Origin of the sequence: Cytobacillus sp. (genome assembly GCF_964223445.1) — a bacterium.
Classification (GTDB): domain Bacteria; phylum Bacillota; class Bacilli; order Bacillales; family Cytobacillaceae; genus Cytobacillus.
Genome location: NZ_CAXQGS010000012.1, coordinates 1 through 19902, shown reverse-complemented (window position 1 = coordinate 19902; position 19902 = coordinate 1). Strand labels below are relative to the sequence as shown.

Below are 19902 nucleotides of genomic sequence, written 5' to 3'. Positions count from 1 at the left end.
AGAAATTTGGATTTATAACCATGTTAGCATGGCAACTCCAAAATATAAATGGGCGATTAATCTGAAAAAGCCTGGGGAAACGGTATCCATAAAAATAAACGGGGGATAAAGAGCATGTACGATCTGAATAGCAAGGTTAAAAAGTTTTATGGTGAGCATGTTGTTTTACCGAAAGCGGATAAAAACAATCTATTAAATAAAAAGAATATAAACATTAAACGGCTAAAAGAAGGACTCAAAGACTATAACGAAAAAAATAAGACAGATTATAAACTGGCAGAAGAGCCTGTTGTTCAAGGTAGTGTGGCAATGTCAACTGTGACTCAAAATGAAAGTAATGATTATGATATTGATGTAGCTATCATCTTTGAAAAAGACAATCTTGGTACATTGGGAACCACTGCAACAAAAAATATGATTGTTAATGCTCTTAAAGAAAAATGTAAGCAATTCAACACTGAGCCAGAAGCTAAAACTAATTGTGTGCGAATTGTCTATGCTGATGGCTATCATATTGATTTTGCAATATATAGAAGATATAAAAAGGAAGAAACAGATGATAAATACATCTATGAACACTGCGGAAGTGAATGGAGAGAAAGAAATCCACGAACAATTACCCAATGGTTTTTGGATGAAAACAAAGCAAAGAACTATAAGTTGAGAGAGGTCGTTCGACTTTTAAAAATGTTTTGTAAATCAAGACCTGACAGTTGGAAAAACATGCCTGGTGGGTTGATTTTAAGTGTTCTGGCAAATGAACAAAATGGAGCTTTTGAATCGTACGATAGGATGGATGAACGTTTCTATCATGTTATTGTAGGTATAAGAGACAGATTGGCTCTTGATAAGGAAGTCTATAATCCAACCGATTCTGACAGCAGTTTAAAATTGGTGAATAAAGATAGTACCAAAATGGATAATCTTTATAATCGATTAAAGGATAAAATTGAAAAGTTGGATATTTTATTCGCTGACTCTTGCACTTATAAACAAGCAGTGGAAGCTTGGGAAGCATTTTTTAATCATGAATATTGGACAGAGCAGAAAGATAAGGAGCAAAGATTTTCTAAATCGTATGGAACTCTTTTTGAGTCAGAAGTTTATATTGACTATAAGGAAACCGAAGAGTTTATACACAATATGATGCCTGTAAATATTCAATATGGGCTTGAACTGGATTGCAAAGTTGCCCGAAATGGAAACACAGTCGGGTGGATTCAATCCATGAGCCGTCAAAGAAAAGTATTGTTACCAGGACATGATTTGAATTTTGTTGCTCGTACTGACACACCTTCCCCTTTCCAAGTCTATTGGAAGGTAAAAAACAAAGGGGAAATTGCTAAGAAAGAAGATTGTGTGCGAGGACAAATTATACAAACAAACAAACTAACTCATACAGAAGTAACTTCTTTTAAAGGGGATCATTATGTAGAATGTTTTATAGTTAAGAATGGAGTTTGTGTTGCAAGGAAAAAGATTGGCGTGGATATAAAAGTTTCATAATGGAACAACTGTAATTGTAATATACTAAGAAGGTTTCCAGAGGAACCTTCTTTAATTGGGGAATGAAGACTTATGTTAAATTATATATGTAGAATATGTGAGAAAGTGTACTTATACTAACGGTGCAATATTATTCAACAAGAGCGTAAATTTGTATAATAGAATTTGGGGGAGAAAGATGAAAGGATTATCCTGGGTTTTAATGCTCTTTTACTTACTCGTTACCGTATTTTGGATAGTAAATTCATCATATTTATTTTCTCCGTTGGGTACAATTATATGGCTCATTTCGATTTTGTTAGGGTTTATTGCTTTTAAAAAGATAAAAGAAAAAAATATTATGAGGAAACTTATGTTATATTCAACTTCCTTTATGGTGTTTTTGGTTATAGTAACAGGTTTGATACATTTAGCAGTTACTTCTATGCCATAACTATCAGGTACGTTAGCCGAAGAACAAGTCAGTAGATTTTTAGAACGCAGAGGAATACTAAACCTCTGCGTTTTTCTATGTGATTTTGTTGTCTAAAATTATGCGTTTGATAGTAACCTTGCGAATTCGGTTTTTCTACTTCACAAACGAACTACTTACTCAGGCATCTGGCTTCTTTCATTCAGGCTAGCGGCAAAGTAATCCGGACCGTGGTTCCTTCATTTTCCCTGCTGTGGATGTATAGGTTACCGCCATGGTTTTTAATGATTTTTTTGCAGATCATAATGCCAAGGCCTGTGCCTTTTTCTTTTGTGCTGTAAAACGGCTCTCCCAGTTTGGCAAGGCGTTCTTCGGGTATGCCAATTCCTTCATCCTCAACACTGATGATGACAGAATGGTCCTCCCGGCGGATATCCACGTTTATTTTTCCGCCCACCGGCATGGCTTCAATTGAGTTCTTAATGATGTTAATCAGCACCTGTTTAATTTTATCTTTTTCACATTTCACATAAAACTCGCCGGGTGACTGTGTTAGTTCGATCATGATATTCTCCATAACTGCCTGGCTGTTTAAGAGGGTGATCACACTTTTTACAACGTTTGTCAGGCAGGTTTCTTCCATTTCGGTTATTTGGGGTTTGGCGAGAACGAGCAGGTCATTGACGATGCCTTCAATCCGCTCCAGCTCACTTAGGATGACCTCCGCGAAATCGCCTTTATGATCTTCATATAATAACTGTGTAAAGCCTTTTATGGCTGTAAGCGGGTTGCGGATTTCATGGGCAATGCCTGCGGCAAGCTGACCGACAACCGAAAGTTTTTCGGCATTCTGCAGCTTTTCTTCCGTCTTCTTTTGTCCGGTCACATCTTTAATAATGATTTGGTAGACCTTTCTGTTCTTGAAAGTGGTTGGAATCAGCTGGACTTCGGCTTTTCTCATTTGTCCGTCAGTCCGGATCAGATTAAGCTCAAAATTTACACTTAGCTTTGTTTGCAGAAAATCATCGAGGGTAGAATGTTCTGAAGGAGGAGTGTAGTCGTGGAGGGAGGTGCCGATCATCTCTTTGATGCTCGTGAATCCAAAAAGCTTCTTTCCTTCATTATTGATGTAGGTCCAAATCCCTTTTTGTGTCACCATTCCTATCGTATCCTTGGAGTACTCCACCAGAAAGCGGTACTTCTCCTGTGTTTCCAGAATTTCCTCTTCCATGATAATTCTTTGTGTCATATCCCGGATGATGCACATCATTTCTTTATCGTCATTAATGACTGAAAAATTGGCTTCAAGCCACAGATAATGCCCCTCCTTATGCCTGAAGCGAAAGGTCTCCCGTTTATGCGGAAGCTGTTCGAGCTCGGTCAATGCATCTCTTAAAAGGTCCCGGTCATTTGGATGGCAGTATGTATAAAGGCTGCTTCGATAAAAGTCCTGCTGCGAATACCCCAGCATTGGCAAGCAGGAAGGGGAGACATATAAAGCAATGCCTTCTTTTGTCACTCTTGCAATCACATCGCTGGAATGCTGAATGGCCAGCTGCAGATTCCTCGCTTCCACCTTGTCCGCGAATAAATCTGCAGGATTCTCGGTCATGATCATTTTTGTCCCTCCTTTTTGAAAAATGGCACTTTTCCATCATTATACAATACATGCTTGGATTGACATATAGGATAAATTTCACTCTGTGAGAAGGATACCTTGATAGGTACTATTCTCATAGGAACTTTCTAATTTCCTCTCCAAGGATGAATATGCCTTTCTGCAGTTCCTCCAGCGAGGCATAAGCATATGAAATTCGTATAAAATGAATTGGCCCGTCACTGTAAATGCTGCCCGGATTTATCAGCAGTTTTCTTGAAATTGCCTGCCGATAGAGGCTTCGAATTGGAATACTGGACGGTACTTTCAGCCATATAAAAAAACCTCCTTCCGGAGAATTCCATTCGGCTATCCCGGACAAGTGAGCATCTAATGTATTTAAGGCAGTATTACGACGAATTCTCAGCTGCTCACGTACACTTTCCATATGCTTTTGATAAAGGCCCGTGGACAGCCATTTTTCAGCAACCCTTTGTGATAGTGAACTTGAACCATAGTCAGTCTGCATTTTAAGATCGGCAAGCCGGTCGATAACAGGTTCAGGTGCTGCTACCCAGCCTATTCGAAGTCCGGGACTCAATGTTTTTGACAAGCTTCCCATATAAAGAACCTGGCCGTTTTGTCCATTGCTTTTAATGGCGGAGGGGGTGCTTCATCAAGCCAAAGCTCACGATAAATATCGTCTTCCACGATTGGCAGCTGTTCTATTCTGCAATCATCAAGCAGCTCCCTCCTTCTTTTTTCTGTCATTAAAATTCCAGTAGGATTATGATAGGAAGGAATGGTGTATAAAATGGATTTCCCTTTTTCATATTTTTTCAAAGAGATGCTTTTCGTGATAATTCCCTCTTTATCCATCGGCAATCCTTTTAAATTCATGCCTGATGACCGAAAAAGCTGTAAAGAATATAAGTAAGAGGGCTTTTCCAGAAATACGGGTACCCCTCTTTGCACAAGGCCCAGTGAAATAAGCTGCAGGGCTTGCAGCCCTCCAGAAACAATAAGTATCGAGGAAGGAGAAGCGTCTATTCCGGATGCTGCCAAATACTCACTGACTGCCTTTCTTAATGGCAAATACCCCTTTGGTTCCTCATAACCGAGTTCACTCAATTCATCAGCAGCTTCCTTTAGAACTTTCTGCATCGTTTCCACAGGGAAAATTTCAGGGGAAAGCTCTCCTTTGCTGAGCTGTATAAAAGCAGGATCCATTTCTAAGTCATTAATTTCTTGAACGATTTTTTCGCTGGCTCTGTGTATCCCTGTATCGATATATTCACTCCAGTTGGCAGACTGCCTTGAAGCGAGCAGAGTCCATGTATTATTAATAACCTTAGTGCCAACCCCCGTTTTCCCTTCTATTAATCCATCTGCTGCAAGTTCTTCCAGAGCAGTGATAATTGTGCTTCGGTTTACTCCAAACTCTTCAGCCAGTTTTCGCTGGCTTGGAATTTTACTTCCGATTGGCCATTCACCTTTGGAAATCTTTCCTTTAATAGTTTCTATAACCTGCTGATATTTTGGCAATTGTGCTGTATCCATCCATATAACCGCCTTCATAAAAATTGGCTGGCAAAATTCTTTTCTAATTGGTTGAGGACATTGTATCAGTTATTGATTATCCTGAAAAGCAGCACAGAAAATGGCTGGAAATGCTGATAAGGGGGATGAAGTTGGCAAATAAGAAATTTATGATTATCGGGGCGCATAGTTCTATCATCATTCTCTGGGCATCCGCATTCCCGGGAATTCGAGCTGGACTTGAATCGTACTCCCCGGAGAACCTCGCCCTTTTTAGACTTTTAATTGGTTCCGCTGCACTTGGTGTCTTAGCGCTGCTGACAAAGATGCGTCTTCCGGATATAAAAGACCTTCCTCCTATTCTTATACTTGGATTTCTTGGTTTTACGGTTTATCATATTGCACTCAACATTGGGGAAAAAACAGTAAGCTCCGGGCCGGCAAGCTTGATTGTATCAATGACTCCGATTTTTTCGGCTGCTTTGGCTGCTATATTTTTAAGGGAAAGATTTGGAAGGGTAAGGTGGATTGGTTCCGCAGTCAGTTTTGCGGGTGCGGTACTTATTTCCCTTGGTACAGGAGGCGGGTTTGAAATCCAAACCGGTATATTATTTGTCCTGCTTGCTTCCGTTTCAGAAAGCATCTATTTCGTGTTTCAGGCTAAATACTTTAATAAGTACGGATTTTTGTCATTTACATCATATACCGTTTGGGCAGGGACTAGTTTTATGCTGATTTATCTTCCAGGGCTTGGTAGTGAGATCTTTCATGCGACGGCCGAATCCACTTTTAGTGTCCTTTATTTGGGGATTTTTCCAACGGTAATTCCATATATTGCCCTCGCTTTTCTTGCGTCTATACGAGGGACTTCTGAAGCGGTAAGCTCTCTTTATCTGACACCAGCAATAGCGTTTGTCATTGCCTGGGTTTGGCTGGGAGAGGTGCCGGCTATGTTATCAATTGCAGGTGGTGTGATTACTCTAGCAGGTGTGATGATTATTCACCGTAAAGAGAGCTCTGTTAAAGTGACAGAAACTTATGAAAATGGACCAGGTGAAAATATTAAAAAATAATGATTGACATCCTTTTCTTTATTGTGGTAAAGTAATAAACATATTAAACAACCAAATAATAAAAATCTTCTTATCCAGAGAGGTTGAGGGACTGGCCCTATGACACCTCGGCAGCGGACAAAAGTGTACCGTGCCAAATCCAGCAAGCTTAGCTTGAAAGATAAGAAGAGGACCATTGATAAATGCTGCCCTCTTCTTTCTTTAGAAGAGGGTTTTTATTTTACCGGAAAAATGCAGCGAGATTCTATTCATAAACATATGAATAATTCTTATCGAGAGAAGCAGAGGGGCCTGGCCCAATGAAGCTTCGGCAGCAGGCAGACTGCACTGTGCCAAATCCAGCAGGCGAAAGCCTGAAAGATAAGGAGGGGCCTTCAAAAAACCTCTTCTGATGGAAGGGGTAAATTTCAGGATATAATTCTTAGTTTTCGCATAGGAATAGTTAGTGAATAAAAAGTGACAGGTACCTATACCAATTCATTAAAGTGGTATAAATACCTGTCACCATCAAAGGGGAGATGCTGAATGATAGAGTTTCAGAATTTAAAGAAAGTCTATGAAAGCGGAGGACAGCAGGTAGCTGCTTTAAACGGAATAGACTTAAAGATTAACAAGGGTGAGATTTTCGGTGTGATCGGCTTCAGCGGTGCGGGAAAGAGTTCTTTGATCCGCTGTGTCAATTGGCTGGAGAAACCGACTTCAGGAAAGGTTATTGTCAGCGGACATGATCTGACGGCTTTATCTGTAAGGGAAATTCGCGAAGTGAAAAGAAACATCGGAATGGTCTTTCAGCATTTTAACCTATTAAATTCGAAAACAGTGTTTGCCAATGTTGCGATGCCGCTCACACTGGCTAAGGTCCCTAAAGATGAAATCAAAAAGCGTGTTCATGAACTATTGGAATTCGTGGGGCTCGCCGACAAGGCGAACAGCTATCCCGATCAGCTGTCAGGCGGACAAAAGCAGCGGATCGGAATTGCCAGGGCACTGGCGACCCAGCCTTCCATTCTATTATGTGATGAAGCGACTTCAGCACTGGATCCTCAGACAACCAGCTCGATCCTGCAGCTGCTGAAAAAAATAAATAAAGAATACAATATTACCATTCTGATCATTACCCATGAAATGTCTGTAATCAGAGAGATTTGTGATCGTGTCGCTGTTATTGAGGCAGGAAAAATTATCGAAGAAGGAACCGTCTTTAATGTCTTTTCATCACCAAAAACACAAACAGCGAAAAACTTTGTCAGCACGGTTATGAATGATCAAATACCTGACTCCATTAAAGAAGTGATCGAAAGACAGCAAGGTCTTCAAAAGGTATTTAGAATCAACTTTGTTGGAAATTCTGCCGGGCAGCCGCTCCTTTCGCAGGTTGCCAAAAAGTTTAATATCGACTTCAACGTCCTGTTTGGAAATATTACTGAACTTCAGGGAACACCGTTTGGCAACCTGATTGTCGAATTCCAGGGTCCGGACAGTGAAATCAGACGTGCTATCCAGTACATCAGCCAGGAAAAAGTTTCTATAAAGGAAGTGACAACACGTGCTAGTTAATCAGGAAAAAATCATCGAAGCCTTAATTGAAACGATCCAAATGGTGGCTTTCTCATTGCTGTTTTCAGCTCTTATTGGACTGCCGCTTGGCATATTGCTTGTCGTAACAAGGAAAGGGCATCTGCTGGAAAACACCGTTGTTTTTAACATCATAAACAGCATTATTAATATTTTCAGATCAGTCCCCTTCATCATTTTAATGGTAGCCATCATCCCAATCACCCGGATGATTGTCGGGACATCGATTGGAACTGCTGCAGCAGTAGTGCCGCTTGTCTTTTATGCAGGACCCTATATTGCGAGATTAATAGAAAATTCATTGCTTGAGGTTGATCCGGGAGTCATTGAAGCTGCAGAAGCAATGGGAGCGACACCTGGCCAGATCATTTTAAAGTTCCTGATTCCTGAAGCGCTCAGTTCGCTGGTATTAGGCTTTACAATTGCGACAATCGGTCTGGTCGGAGCATCAGCCATGGCCGGGGCGGTCGGAGGCGGCGGCCTTGGTGACCTTGCCATTACATATGGCTATCAGCGATTCGATACAACCGTCATGCTGATTACCGTTGCAATCTTAGTGGTCATGGTTCAAGGCCTGCAGTCATTCGGAAATATCATATCCAAAAAAATCAGAAGAAGATAAATGAGGAGGAAACACATCATGAAAAAACTATTTTTATCATTCATTATTTTAGCATTGGCTGTGTTCACTGCAGCATGCTCAAGCACAACTGGCGGAGAAGAGACCAAGAAAATTAAATTAGGTGTCAGCGGATCTGATACACGCATCTGGGACTTTATTGCAGAAAAGGCTGAAAAGGAAGGCATTGAAATTGAGGTTGTAACATTCTCTGACTATGTACAGCCAAACGTTGCCCTTGCAGAAGGTGATCTTGATGTAAATGCATTCCAGACAGTCGCTTATTTTGATACTTTTATTAAAGAGCATAATATGGATCTTACACCAATTGCGACAACTGTATTAGCACCAATGGGCCTTTATTCTGAAAAAGTAAAATCGGTGGAAGACATTCCGAAAGGCGGCAAAATTGCCATTCCAAATGATGCTTCAAATGGCGGAAGAGCCCTTCTTTTACTGGAGGAAGCCGGCTTGATTAGATTATCCGAGGACTATGACGGAAACCTGGACTTGAATAAAGTCGTTGAAAATCCGAAGAACCTTGAATTTGTAGAAATGGTATCAGCACAGACGCCGCGTGCACTTCCAGATGTCTCTGCTTCTGTAATCAATAACGGAATTGCTGTAGATGCAGGCTTTAACCCAACTAAGGATTCAGTTTTTATTGAAAGCGAAACCGCTACTCCGTATGTAAATATCATTGCTGTCAGAACAGAAGATAAAGATAACAAAACGCTTAAGAGAATTGCAGAACTTTACCAGGAAGATGATGTAGCTGATTTCATCACGAAAGAATATGACGGAAGCATGATCCCGACTTTCATACCTTTAAGTGAAATTGGCTGGTAAAAAATTATTTATAAAGGAGGAACAATGATGGCGGCACCTGTAAAAGCACTTTCTGAACTAAAAGAAGCAATCAAGAAAAATGTTGAGGATAATAAAGAACTTTATCTTTCCGCAAGCCACCAGATCCATGCAAACCCGGAAATAGGGAATGAGGAGTTTTTTGCCTCTGGCTTGCTTTCAGGCATCCTTGAGAAGGAAGGATTTGAAGTAGAGCGGGCAGTGGCCGGGCATGAAACAGCTTTCCTCGCCCGGAAGAAATCCGATAGACCGGGGCCGTCCATTGCATTCCTTGCAGAATATGATGCCCTTCCCGGGCTGGGTCATGGATGCGGTCACAATATCATAGGTACGACAAGTGTGGCAGCAGCCATTGCATTGAGCAAGGTCATTGATGAGACCGGTGGGGAAGCAGTAGTATTTGGAACCCCGGCAGAAGAAGGCGGTCCAAATGGAAGTGCAAAAGGAAGCTTTGTGAAGCATGGCTTGCTTGAAGGCATTGACGCTGCCCTGATGGTTCATCCATCAAACCATACCCGCCTGACCAGTTCATCACTGGCAGTTGATCCGCTTGACTTCGAGTTTATCGGAAAGCCTGCCCATGCGGCAGCTTCACCGGAGGAAGGAATCAATGCCCTTGATGCAGTTATTCAGCTGTTTAACGGAATTAATGCCCTTCGTCAGCAATTAAAGGATGATGTGCGAATCCATGGCATTATTACTCATGGCGGGGATGCTCCAAATATTATCCCAGAGTATGCAAAAGCCAGATTCTTCATCCGTGCTACAACCAGAACCAGTCTTAATGAGGTAACACGGAAGGTTAAAGCTGTCGCTGAAGGCGCCGCATTGGCAACAGGAGCAAAGCTCAATGTTATTGCTTTTCAAAATGAAGTTGATAACCTGCTGTTAAACAAGACATATGACCAGGTGTTTAAAGAAGTGATTGAAGACTTGGGAGAAACGGTCGTTGAAGGGGACAGAGATGGAATCGGCTCAACGGATGCAGGCAACACCAGCCAAGTGGTGCCAACCATTCATCCTTATATTAAAATTGGTGCGGATGATCTTGTTGCCCATACAGTTCCGTTTCGTGAGGCTGCAGCATCTGAAAAAGGCGACGAAGCTCTGATAACCGGAGCAAAAGGGCTCGCACTGACTGCCTTCCAGCTGGTAACGAATCCGGAGTTGCTTAAATCCATTAAACAGGAATTTCTAGAACGGAAAGCTGCTGAATAAGAACAAAAGCTATCCTTTGCGGGATAGCTTTTCCTTACTTTAGTGAGTCTTTTCCTCAAATTGGAGTGTTGTTCGGCCTCAAAATGCTGAATTTTCTCCTCCAATTGATTGCTCGTCCCTCGATTTCATCTTTCTTTTCCTAAAGTTCACGATTACCTACTGTTCCTTCATCCGTTCCTGTGCCATCCGAATAAGCTCCTTCACCATACTTCCGCCAATCTTCCCGCCCACTGTTCCTGCCTGTTTGGATGTAAGACGGCCGTTATAGCCCGGCTTCAATGGCACACCGGCCTCCTCGGCAATTTCATATTTCACGCCATCAGGGTTTTCATTGTCAACATGGTATCCCTGGTTTGCCATTACCTGATTTTTCAGCTGGTCTAATGCCGCTCTTGATTCCGGCACAAGCGGGCGTCTTTTTCTTCTTGCCATGATACATTCCTCCATAATAAGTACTTTTTCTTATTATGTGAAAGAACATAGGGAATAACACTGAAAAAACTTGTACATCTTCTTATGAGAAGATATTCTAATGTTAGAAACCCTGAATCATTGTGAATAAACAAAAGAAGGTGTTTTGTTTGGCATTAAAATACTTGTCAGCTCTGCTGCTGCCTGGCCTGCTGGTATTGCTCTTTACGAGAGTAAGCTATAATCGTGTGATTGGGCTTGTATTAACGGTGGGACTGATTGCTGCTTCTGTCTATAAAGGCTATACAAATTCATTTGCCTTAATTGTTATAGACGCACTTTCATTGACTGTCGGGTTTTGGTACGCTCAAAAACTGAAGCCCAAAACAAAACTAAGTGCGGAATAATTCTTGCGGAACCTGTCGATCAAACGTATCGACAGGTTTTTTGTTTAATGAATTTTCATCTGAATTTATGCTTGCGTAGCATCAGCTATTCATCAATATCAATCAAACGATTGATTGGATTACACCCCGTTAATCAAACGTTTGATTAACCTTGCTTCGACACCCCCCTCGATAATTCGGCATATTTCCCAAGCAATATTTTCCCTGTAAAAACAAAAAAACGAATATCCGTTCGCATATTGTTGGTTTGTTTTAGGCTCTTTGTGGTAGAATGGTGATATGAGTTTTGAGTAAAAAACTGACAAATCAGCCATGCATCCCGGATCTTTAATTCTTACAATGCTGGTTTGTGATTCATATATAGATAAAAGTAATTTGAACGGGAGGCTTATAGGTGAAGGATCAATTTGAATTAGTCTCAAAATATTCCCCTCAGGGCGACCAGCCTGGGGCAATCAAAAAAATTGTGGAGGGAATTAATTCCGGCAAGAAGCACCAGACGCTTTTGGGTGCAACAGGAACGGGAAAAACCTTCACGGTTTCAAATGTTATACAAGAAGTTAACAAGCCGACGCTTGTCATTGCTCATAATAAGACACTTGCTGGGCAGTTATACAGTGAATTCAAGGACTTTTTTCCAAACAATGCTGTTGAGTATTTTGTCAGCTACTATGATTACTATCAGCCTGAGGCGTATGTGCCTTCTACAGATACCTTTATTGAAAAAGATGCAAGCATCAATGATGAAATTGATAAGCTCCGCCACTCGGCTACTTCTTCATTATTTGAGCGCAATGATGTCATCATTATTGCCAGTGTGTCTTGTATATATGGTTTGGGTTCTCCTGAAGAATACCGTGAAATGGTGCTATCCCTCAGAACCGGCATGGAAATTGAGAGGAACCAGCTTCTTCACAGGCTCGTTGACATTCAGTATGAGCGCAATGATATTGACTTCCAGCGCGGCACTTTCCGTGTACGCGGGGATGTAGTAGAGATTTTCCCGGCATCACGGGATGAGCATTGTATCCGTGTAGAGTTTTTCGGTGATGAGATAGACCGGATCCGTGAAGTAGATGCCCTCACCGGAGAAATTATGGGTGAACGTGAGCATGTTGCGATTTTCCCGGCATCCCACTTCGTAACACGTGAAGAAAAAATGCGGGTCGCCATCCAGAACATTGAAAAAGAACTGGAAGTGCGCCTTGCTGAATTAAGAGAAAACGATAAGCTTCTTGAAGCCCAGCGCCTGGAGCAGCGGACCCGCTATGACCTTGAGATGATGAGGGAGATGGGTTTTTGTTCCGGCATTGAAAACTACTCCCGCCATCTAACATTAAGGCCGCCTGGTTCAACACCGTATACCCTTCTGGATTATTTTCCGGAAGACTTTCTAATTGTGATTGATGAGTCACACGTAACTCTGCCGCAAATCCGCGGTATGTTCAATGGTGATCAGGCAAGAAAATCCGTGCTAGTGGATCATGGTTTCCGTTTGCCTTCAGCCATGGATAACAGGCCGCTTACGTTTACCGAGTTCGAGAAGCATGTGAAACAGGCTGTCTTTGTTTCGGCAACACCTGGCCCTTACGAGCTTGAGCATACACCGGAAATGATTGAGCAGATTATCCGCCCAACCGGTTTGCTTGATCCCACTATTGATGTCCGTCCAATCGAAGGTCAAATTGATGACCTCATCGGTGAAATCCAGGATCGCATTCAGAAAAATGAACGTGTGCTTGTCACTACATTAACAAAGAAAATGTCTGAGGACTTGACAGACTACTTAAAAGAAATCGGCATTAAAGTGCAGTATCTGCACTCAGAGGTGAAAACGCTCGAGAGGATTGAAATCATCCGCGAGCTCCGCCTTGGCAAGTACGATGTGTTAGTCGGCATTAATCTTCTGAGGGAGGGGCTTGATATACCTGAAGTATCTCTCGTTACCATACTTGATGCTGATAAGGAAGGCTTCCTCCGTTCAGAACGTTCACTCATCCAGACGATTGGACGTGCAGCGCGTAATGCGAATGGCCATGTCATTATGTATGCAGACCGTATCACTGACAGCATGGAAAAAGCCATCAGTGAAACAAAGCGCCGCCGTTCCATTCAGGAAGAGTACAATGAGAAGCATGGCATCACGCCAATGACTATACAGAAGGATATACGGGATTCAATCCGTGCAACCCATGCGGCAGAAGAGCAGGAAGAATACGAGACATCAGCAAAGCTCGGCAAGCTGAACAAGAAAGAGCGCGAGAAGCTGATTGGCGATATGGAAAAAGAAATGAAGGAAGCGGCCAAATCCCTGAATTTCGAAAGGGCTGCCGAGCTTCGTGATTTAATATTAGAGCTGAAAGCGGAAGGATGACGTAAAAATGGCGATGGATAAACTGATTGTAAAGGGTGCCAGAGCCCATAATCTGAAAAATATAGATGTCACCATACCGAGAGATAAGCTTGTCGTCCTGACAGGACTTTCAGGTTCAGGAAAGTCCTCTCTGGCATTTGATACGATTTATGCAGAAGGGCAGCGCCGCTATGTGGAATCATTATCTGCTTATGCCCGGCAATTCCTCGGCCAGATGGATAAGCCTGACGTGGATGCGATCGAAGGGCTCTCTCCTGCCATATCAATTGACCAAAAGACGACAAGCAGAAATCCTCGTTCCACAGTGGGAACGGTGACCGAAATTTATGACTATCTGCGATTATTATTTGCACGGGTGGGGCGTCCCACCTGTCCGATTCACAATATTGAAATCTCTTCACAGACCATTGAACAAATGGTTGACCGGATTATGGAGTATCCTGAAAGAACAAAGCTCCAGGTTATGGCTCCACTTGTATCAGGCCGAAAAGGGACACATGTAAAAGTATTTGAGGATGTCAAAAAGCAGGGGTTTGTCCGTGTCCGTGTCGACGGAGAAATGATGGATCTCGGTGATGAGATTGAGCTGGAAAAAAACAAAAAGCATTCTATTGAAGTAGTAATAGACCGGATTGTGGTAAAAGAAGGCGTAGCACCAAGGCTGGCAGATTCATTGGAAACTGCTTTGAATCTGGGCAATGGCAAGGTGCTGGTGGATGTAATCGGGGAAGAAGAACTGCTGTTCAGCGAGAACCATGCCTGCCCTCAATGCGGGTTTTCAATCGGCGAACTTGAGCCAAGAATGTTCTCTTTTAATAGTCCGTTTGGTGCCTGTACGGAATGTGACGGATTGGGCTCAAAGCTGGAGGTAGATGTTGATCTGGTAATACCCAATAAGGATCTTTCTTTAAAGCAGAATGCCATTGCGCCGTGGGAACCGACCAGCTCTCAATATTATCCTCAGCTGCTGGAGGCAGTCTGCAATCATTATGGAATTGATATGGATGTGCCGGTCAAGGATATTCCTGATCACCTGCTTGATAAAGTTTTATACGGATCCTCCAAGGACAGCATTTATTTCCGTTATGAAAACGATTTTGGCCAGGTGAGGGAGAATTATATCCATTTTGAAGGTGTCATCCGCAATGTGGAGCGCCGCTATAAAGAAACAAGCTCTGATTATATCCGGGAGCAAATGGAAAAATACATGGCCCATCATCCATGTCCTTCCTGTAAAGGCTACCGTCTGAAGCCGGAAACCCTTGCAGTCCTTGTATCCGGAAAGCATATCGGCCATGTAACAGAATATTCGATTGAGGAAGCATTCAGCTTCTTTGAAAATCTGACACTGTCTGAAAAAGAAATGAAGATTGCCAATCTCATTTTCCGTGAGATTAAGGAAAGGTTAGGCTTCCTCATCAATGTCGGGCTGGATTACCTGACATTAAGCCGGGCAGCGGGGACCTTGTCAGGCGGTGAAGCACAGCGTATTCGCCTGGCCACCCAAATTGGTTCGCGCCTGACAGGTGTACTCTACATTCTGGACGAGCCTTCGATTGGTCTCCATCAGCGTGATAATGACCGTTTAATTGATACACTGAAAAATATGCGGGATATCGGCAACACCCTGATCGTGGTAGAACACGATGAAGATACGATGGTAGCAGCAGATTATCTAATTGATGTCGGCCCGGGGGCAGGAGTTCATGGCGGGCAAATCGTTTCTGCGGGTACGCCTCAGGAGGTAATGGATGATCCAAACTCACTGACAGGGCAATATTTGTCAGGAAAGAAATTCATTCCTCTTCCAATTGAGCGCCGCAAGAATGACGGACGCTTTATCGAAATTAAAGGGGCTAAAGAAAACAATCTTAAAAATGTGAATGTTAAGTTTCCCCTAGGCACTTTTATTTCCGTTACTGGCGTTTCAGGTTCAGGAAAAAGTACATTAATCAATGAAATTCTTCATAAAGGGCTTGCTCAAAAGCTCCATAGAGCTAAAGCGAAGCCTGGTGAGCATAAAGAAATTAAAGGTATTGATCACCTGGATAAAGTCATTGATATCGACCAATCTCCAATCGGACGGACACCACGTTCCAACCCGGCAACATATACCGGAGTGTTTGATGATATTCGTGATGTGTTTGCTTCAACCAATGAAGCAAAGGTTCGCGGCTACAAAAAGGGACGATTCAGCTTCAATGTAAAAGGCGGACGATGTGAAGCGTGCCGCGGTGACGGGATCATCAAGATTGAAATGCACTTCCTGCCTGATGTGTATGTGCCATGTGAAGTCTGTCATGGCAAACGCTATAACAGGGAAACGCTTGAAGTAAAGTACAAAGGGAAGAATATTTCAGAGATTCTCAATATGACAGTGGAAGATGCACTGGAGTTTTTCGAGAATATTCCTAAAATCCGCCGCAAACTGCAGACGATTTATGATGTTGGCCTGGGCTACATCACTTTAGGGCAGCCTGCGACAACATTGTCCGGCGGAGAAGCGCAGCGTGTCAAGCTTGCTTCCGAATTGCACCGCCGTTCAACGGGCCGCTCGCTGTACATTCTTGACGAACCGACAACAGGCCTTCATGTTGATGATATCTCACGACTGCTCGTGGTCCTTCAGCGTCTTGTTGAAAATGGTGACACGGTACTGGTTATTGAGCATAATCTTGATGTTATCAAGGCAGCTGACTATATCGTTGACCTTGGACCAGAAGGCGGAGATAAGGGTGGGACCATCCTGGCAGCGGGTACACCTGAAAAAATTGCCGAAGTTCCAGAATCTTATACAGGTAAGTATCTCAAACCAATCCTCGAAAGAGACCGCCTGAGAATGAAAAAGCAAATTGAAGAAAAAGAAGGCGTGACAAACGCTTAATTAGGAAGAAGCAGTGCCTTTTTGGTACTGCTTCTTTTTTATGGAAGAGAGATTAATTCTCCAGGATGATGGGTATAGAACATGCGTCTGCAGCAACCTTCACTAATCTCAACCGAGAAAGGAACATACACTATGAAAAATAAACTCTACCTTTTAGCAGGCCTAATTTTGCTTGGGATCGGCATCTATCTATCCATTACATTTTTTGGAGAAGAAAAAAAGGCTGAAAGCAGTCAAGCGATTGTAGCTTTTGGTGATTCGCTTACCTACGGGTATGGAGATGAAACGGAAGAGGGGTACATTGGCAGGCTGCCGAGCAAACTGGATCGGACATATCCGGAAAATAATTATACAATAACAAATCATGGAGTGTATGGCTATAAATCTTCTGATGTCCTCCAGCAAATGCTCAAACCGAAGGTGGCACAGGATATCAAAAATGCAGATATGTTTATCGTATATATTGGAACAAACGATTTGCTGAAAAGCAACGGCGGAGATTTGTATCCGCTCCATCACGAAAATCTTGTTGAAGCTAAAGACATATATGAGAATAAACTGAATGGAATTTTGGAAACACTGGAAACCGCCAACAGTGATGCACCTGTTATCCTTCTCGGGCTATACAATCCCTATCCGGACGGCGACCGGATTGAAAAATATATTGACCATTGGAACGAATCCATAAGAATAAAAGCTGCAAAAGATAAAAATATTACCTTTATTTCTACCAATGAACTGTTCAAGGGGAAAAATAAGAAACAGTACTTTGCTGATTCCCTTCATCCGAACGGAAAGGGATATGAGATGATTGCGGATAAAATTATAGATAATTACTCATTTTAGGTTCTTGGCTTTTTACATTCTTATAAAAAGCGCTTCTGCCAAGACTTTGTTTTCTTATATGCTGTGATAACGCTAATATGATATTTTTGTGTGTTGATTGGAGCGGAAGGTGCGAGACTCCCGCGGAAAGCGGAAATCAACACCCCCACTTCAACAGACAATATTTCCTTCATTTAATTGATAACACAATGTAATCTTCCAGCAAAATCGGTGTAACCAAGCAGCGTTATACTCCTATATAAGGGAAGCTATTGCCTGGAAACAGAAGGGGAGGTCATTATGGAGGATTATTTAGCCAAGTCTCTGGAAGAATGGAAAGAAGATATTTCTGAGGTTTTGGATCAGATTAATAATGAATATGAGGATGTAAAAAAAGAGCTTAAAGTTTATTCCTACAAATATGGAATTACTAAGCAGGTTATCCAGTCTACTGTGAACGAAGAGATTATTGATAATATCCGTGAAATGTATCATAAGCCTTTTGAAGAAAAGTATAATGAATTGAAAGAATACATACGTGATTTGGATGAAAAACGAAAAGTATTTCAAATGTTTGTCAATAAAATCGACGAAGTGAAAAAGAAGGAAGCGCCTCGCACTGACCTGGCAGCAGCCTATAAATAGGACACAACCATAAAACCGTCTTTCAAGAAAGGCGGTTTTTATTATAGAAGAAGCTATGCGACTCGAGGCTATGGAACCCCTCAGCCTGCAGATGTATTTTTAGAAATATGGAGGAAAATACTCCTTTGATTTTCTATAATGAAGAAGAGGCTGAAACTTTTAGCGCTCCATTTCCGTATGACAGTTAAAGTGAAACTTCAATCAGTGGGGTTTTATTATCCCCCGCTGATTGTTAGTTGAACCAATCGGGCCTTTATGGGCAGTTTGACCCCCCGCTTATCCTCCATTGGGTTTCTCTTAGTCTTGAAGTGGGGGTCTTACTGCCCGTTAGACTGCGATAAAGGAGCTGAAAACAATGGAAACAAGAAAAGTTCTGTCTGCTTTAAGCTATTTTAGCATTATGTTCGCAGGATTTATTTTTCCGCTCATTGTATTTTTTGCATCAGAGGACACGGAAGTGAAGCGGCATGCCTAGAGTGCATTCTTATCACATTTGATTCCGCTGGTTCCTGTTCCGTTTATTGTTTTTGCTGCTGTGACCCAATTCACAGTAAATGATCAGGAAATCCCGTTATTTTTTCTTGCAGCTGTCGGCATCACAATTATTCTGCTATTAATTGTACTAATCTGGAATATCATTAAAGGGGTAAAAGTCCTGATACAAGAATAGAAAATAATAGAGGAGGGCCAAAGAATGAAAGAGGAACGCAAACGTATTTTGAAAATGGTCGAGGATGGAAAGCTTACTGTTGACGAAGCATTAACTCTATTGGAGCAGCTTGAAAAAACAAATCAGACGATGGAACAAAAGCAGGAGGATTTAATTAAGGAGCTATCTGCTGAAGTTAAGTTTGAAGAAGCTAAAAAGGGTGAGCCATACAGCTCAAAGCATCAAAGTGCCAAGGAAAAAATCATTGATTTTGTAGATTCAGCATTTAAAAAAGTGAAGGATTTGGATCTTGATTTTAATTTTGGGAAAAGTGTTGAGATCTCTCATATATTTCAGCATGCAGACGCATACTTAAAAGATCTGGACATTGATGTTGCCAATGGGACAGTTAAGGTGATTCCATGGGAGCAAAGTGATGTCCGCGTTGAATGCAGAGCAAAGGTCTATCGTGTGGATAATCAGGATGAAGCACGCAGAAATTTCCTGAAGGATGTTATTTTTGCCATTGAAGGGCAAAGGCTGAGGTTTTCCACTCAGCAAAAGTGGATGAAGCTTGAAGCGGTTATCTATATTCCAAAATCTGAATATGAAAATGTGAAAATCCGCATGTTTAATGGCCCGGTTGAAAGTCAAAACTTAACAGTGGAAAACTTTAAAGCGAAAACAGCCAATGGAAAGATTACGGTTAGTGATTTAAACAGTAAAAATGTTGAGGCTGAAACAGCCAACGGGCAGATTACCATTCAAAAAAGCCGCATCGATCATGTAGAAGCCGAAACGTTAAATGGTGCAATTCTAGCTGAAGGAGACTTCAAAAAAGCCGAACTCCAATCTTTTAATGGCAATGTAACATGCAGGGCAGAAAATGAACGCTGTGAATGGATCGAAGCGAAGGCAGCGACGGGCAGCATCGACCTGTTTGTTCCGGATTTCGCAGCTGTAAGCGGAGAGCTTCGTACTAATCTGGGCAGTTTCCATCCTGAAATTGAGGGTATTGAAGTAATAGAAGAAAAGAGCGAAGTGATTCAGAAAATGCTGCGCTTCAAGTCTGTAAAAGAAAGCGGCAGCGGACTTAAGCTGAGGGCTGACTCAAAAACAGGTGCGATCACGATCAAACGGTCAACTGCCTGGTAAAGTCTAAGTAAATTGGCTGTTGATAGATAGCATGAAATTAAAGCGCCAGCTTTTAGGAGGAGCGCCTACCCCCTCGAGGTGTCGGGGGTGGTCAAGGCGCTTCCGCATTTCATAAAGGAAGGGATTATATGTCATCTAAGCTCTTA

14 protein-coding genes, 1 pseudogene and 2 riboswitches are annotated in these 19902 nt (G+C 42.1%); of the genes and pseudogenes, 12 read left to right on the top strand and 3 right to left on the bottom strand.

All coding sequences use genetic code 11. The annotated features are described in order from the left end of the window. Positions 1–114: 114 nt before the first annotated feature. On the top strand, positions 115–1506 hold the full coding sequence (locus tag ACEQ1T_RS01520; RefSeq protein ID WP_370221508.1) for a cyclic GMP-AMP synthase DncV-like nucleotidyltransferase: 1392 nt from the start codon (positions 115–117) through the stop codon (positions 1504–1506). 614 nt (positions 1507–2120) lie between these two features. On the opposite strand, the gene ACEQ1T_RS01515 is transcribed toward ACEQ1T_RS01520, so the two are convergent. Together ACEQ1T_RS01515 and ACEQ1T_RS01510 are read right to left on the bottom strand one after the other, a co-directional pair. Continuing rightward, the gene (locus tag ACEQ1T_RS01515) at positions 2121–3536 is read right to left on the bottom strand and encodes a PAS domain S-box protein (RefSeq protein WP_370221507.1); all 1416 of its coding nucleotides are present in this window, start codon (positions 3534–3536) and stop codon (positions 2121–2123) included. 115 nt (positions 3537–3651) lie between these two features. Then, positions 3652–5075: pseudogene (locus ACEQ1T_RS01510) on the bottom strand (PLP-dependent aminotransferase family protein). 131 nt (positions 5076–5206) lie between these two features. On the opposite strand from ACEQ1T_RS01510, the gene ACEQ1T_RS01505 reads away from it, so the two are divergent. The 5 genes from ACEQ1T_RS01505 to ACEQ1T_RS01485 all read left to right on the top strand — a co-directional run bounded on the left by ACEQ1T_RS01505 (position 5207) and on the right by ACEQ1T_RS01485 (position 10406). Continuing rightward, positions 5207–6127, top strand: a complete 921-nt coding sequence (locus ACEQ1T_RS01505) for a DMT family transporter (protein WP_370221506.1) — start codon at positions 5207–5209, stop codon at positions 6125–6127. A gap of 67 nt (positions 6128–6194) precedes the next feature. Beyond that, positions 6195–6294: riboswitch (SAM riboswitch) on the top strand. 99 nt (positions 6295–6393) lie between these two features. Next, a riboswitch (SAM riboswitch) is annotated at positions 6394–6494 on the top strand. Between the two features lie 158 nt (positions 6495–6652). Then, positions 6653–7684, top strand: a complete 1032-nt coding sequence (locus tag ACEQ1T_RS01500; RefSeq protein WP_370221505.1) for a methionine ABC transporter ATP-binding protein — start codon at positions 6653–6655, stop codon at positions 7682–7684. Next, a complete protein-coding gene (locus ACEQ1T_RS01495) occupies positions 7674–8324 on the top strand; it encodes a methionine ABC transporter permease (RefSeq protein WP_370221504.1) in 651 nt (216 codons plus the stop codon). Before ACEQ1T_RS01500 ends, ACEQ1T_RS01495 begins: the two co-directional genes overlap by 11 nt. An 18-nt stretch (positions 8325–8342) precedes the next feature. After that, positions 8343–9170, top strand: a complete 828-nt coding sequence (locus ACEQ1T_RS01490) for a MetQ/NlpA family ABC transporter substrate-binding protein (RefSeq protein ID WP_370221502.1) — start codon at positions 8343–8345, stop codon at positions 9168–9170. Between the two features lie 27 nt (positions 9171–9197). Beyond that, the gene (locus ACEQ1T_RS01485; RefSeq protein WP_370221509.1) at positions 9198–10406 is read left to right on the top strand and encodes a M20 family metallopeptidase; all 1209 of its coding nucleotides are present in this window, start codon (positions 9198–9200) and stop codon (positions 10404–10406) included. A 156-nt stretch (positions 10407–10562) separates the two neighbouring features. Here ACEQ1T_RS01485 and ACEQ1T_RS01480 read toward each other — a convergent pair whose 3' ends face one another. After that, positions 10563–10838 carry an alpha/beta-type small acid-soluble spore protein gene (locus ACEQ1T_RS01480; RefSeq protein ID WP_370221501.1) on the bottom strand — a complete coding sequence of 92 codons (276 nt, stop codon included), beginning with the start codon at positions 10836–10838 and terminating at the stop codon, positions 10563–10565. A gap of 149 nt (positions 10839–10987) precedes the next feature. Between ACEQ1T_RS01480 and ACEQ1T_RS01475 the strand changes: the two genes are divergently transcribed. From ACEQ1T_RS01475 to ACEQ1T_RS01450, 6 genes are all read left to right on the top strand, one after another. Continuing rightward, positions 10988–11224 carry a CsbA family protein gene (locus ACEQ1T_RS01475; protein WP_264739583.1) on the top strand — a complete coding sequence of 79 codons (237 nt, stop codon included), beginning with the start codon at positions 10988–10990 and terminating at the stop codon, positions 11222–11224. 394 nt (positions 11225–11618) lie between these two features. Then, positions 11619–13598, top strand: coding sequence for an excinuclease ABC subunit UvrB (uvrB, locus tag ACEQ1T_RS01470; protein WP_370221499.1), 1980 nt, complete (start codon positions 11619–11621; stop codon positions 13596–13598). Between the two features lie 7 nt (positions 13599–13605). After that, positions 13606–16482, top strand: a complete 2877-nt coding sequence (uvrA, locus tag ACEQ1T_RS01465; RefSeq protein WP_370221498.1) for an excinuclease ABC subunit UvrA — start codon at positions 13606–13608, stop codon at positions 16480–16482. A gap of 132 nt (positions 16483–16614) precedes the next feature. Further along, a complete protein-coding gene (locus ACEQ1T_RS01460; protein WP_370221497.1) occupies positions 16615–17328 on the top strand; it encodes a GDSL-type esterase/lipase family protein in 714 nt (237 codons plus the stop codon). A 279-nt stretch (positions 17329–17607) separates the two neighbouring features. Beyond that, positions 17608–17952 (top strand): hypothetical protein, encoded by a 345-nt coding sequence (locus ACEQ1T_RS01455; protein WP_035329260.1) that lies wholly within the window; start codon positions 17608–17610, stop codon positions 17950–17952. Between the two features lie 694 nt (positions 17953–18646). Further along, a complete protein-coding gene (locus tag ACEQ1T_RS01450) occupies positions 18647–19756 on the top strand; it encodes a DUF4097 domain-containing protein (protein WP_370221496.1) in 1110 nt (369 codons plus the stop codon). The last annotated feature ends 146 nt before the right edge of the window (positions 19757–19902 follow it).

Bases quoted from the DNA above. Each gene is read 5' to 3' on its own strand.
- ACEQ1T_RS01520 (WP_370221508.1), top strand. From the start codon at position 115: ATGTACGATCTGAATAGCAAGGTTAAAAAGTTTTATGGTGAGCATGTT.
- ACEQ1T_RS01515 (WP_370221507.1), bottom strand. From the start codon at position 3,536: ATGATCATGACCGAGAATCCTGCAGATTTATTCGCGGACAAGGTGGAA.
- ACEQ1T_RS01500 (WP_370221505.1), top strand. From the start codon at position 6,653: ATGATAGAGTTTCAGAATTTAAAGAAAGTCTATGAAAGCGGAGGACAG.
- ACEQ1T_RS01490 (WP_370221502.1), top strand. From the start codon at position 8,343: ATGAAAAAACTATTTTTATCATTCATTATTTTAGCATTGGCTGTGTTC.
- ACEQ1T_RS01485 (WP_370221509.1), top strand. From the start codon at position 9,198: ATGGCGGCACCTGTAAAAGCACTTTCTGAACTAAAAGAAGCAATCAAG.
- ACEQ1T_RS01480 (WP_370221501.1), bottom strand. From the start codon at position 10,838: ATGGCAAGAAGAAAAAGACGCCCGCTTGTGCCGGAATCAAGAGCGGCA.
- uvrA (WP_370221498.1), top strand. From the start codon at position 13,606: ATGGCGATGGATAAACTGATTGTAAAGGGTGCCAGAGCCCATAATCTG.
- ACEQ1T_RS01460 (WP_370221497.1), top strand. From the start codon at position 16,615: ATGAAAAATAAACTCTACCTTTTAGCAGGCCTAATTTTGCTTGGGATC.
- ACEQ1T_RS01455 (WP_035329260.1), top strand. From the start codon at position 17,608: ATGGAGGATTATTTAGCCAAGTCTCTGGAAGAATGGAAAGAAGATATT.
- ACEQ1T_RS01450 (WP_370221496.1), top strand. From the start codon at position 18,647: ATGAAAGAGGAACGCAAACGTATTTTGAAAATGGTCGAGGATGGAAAG.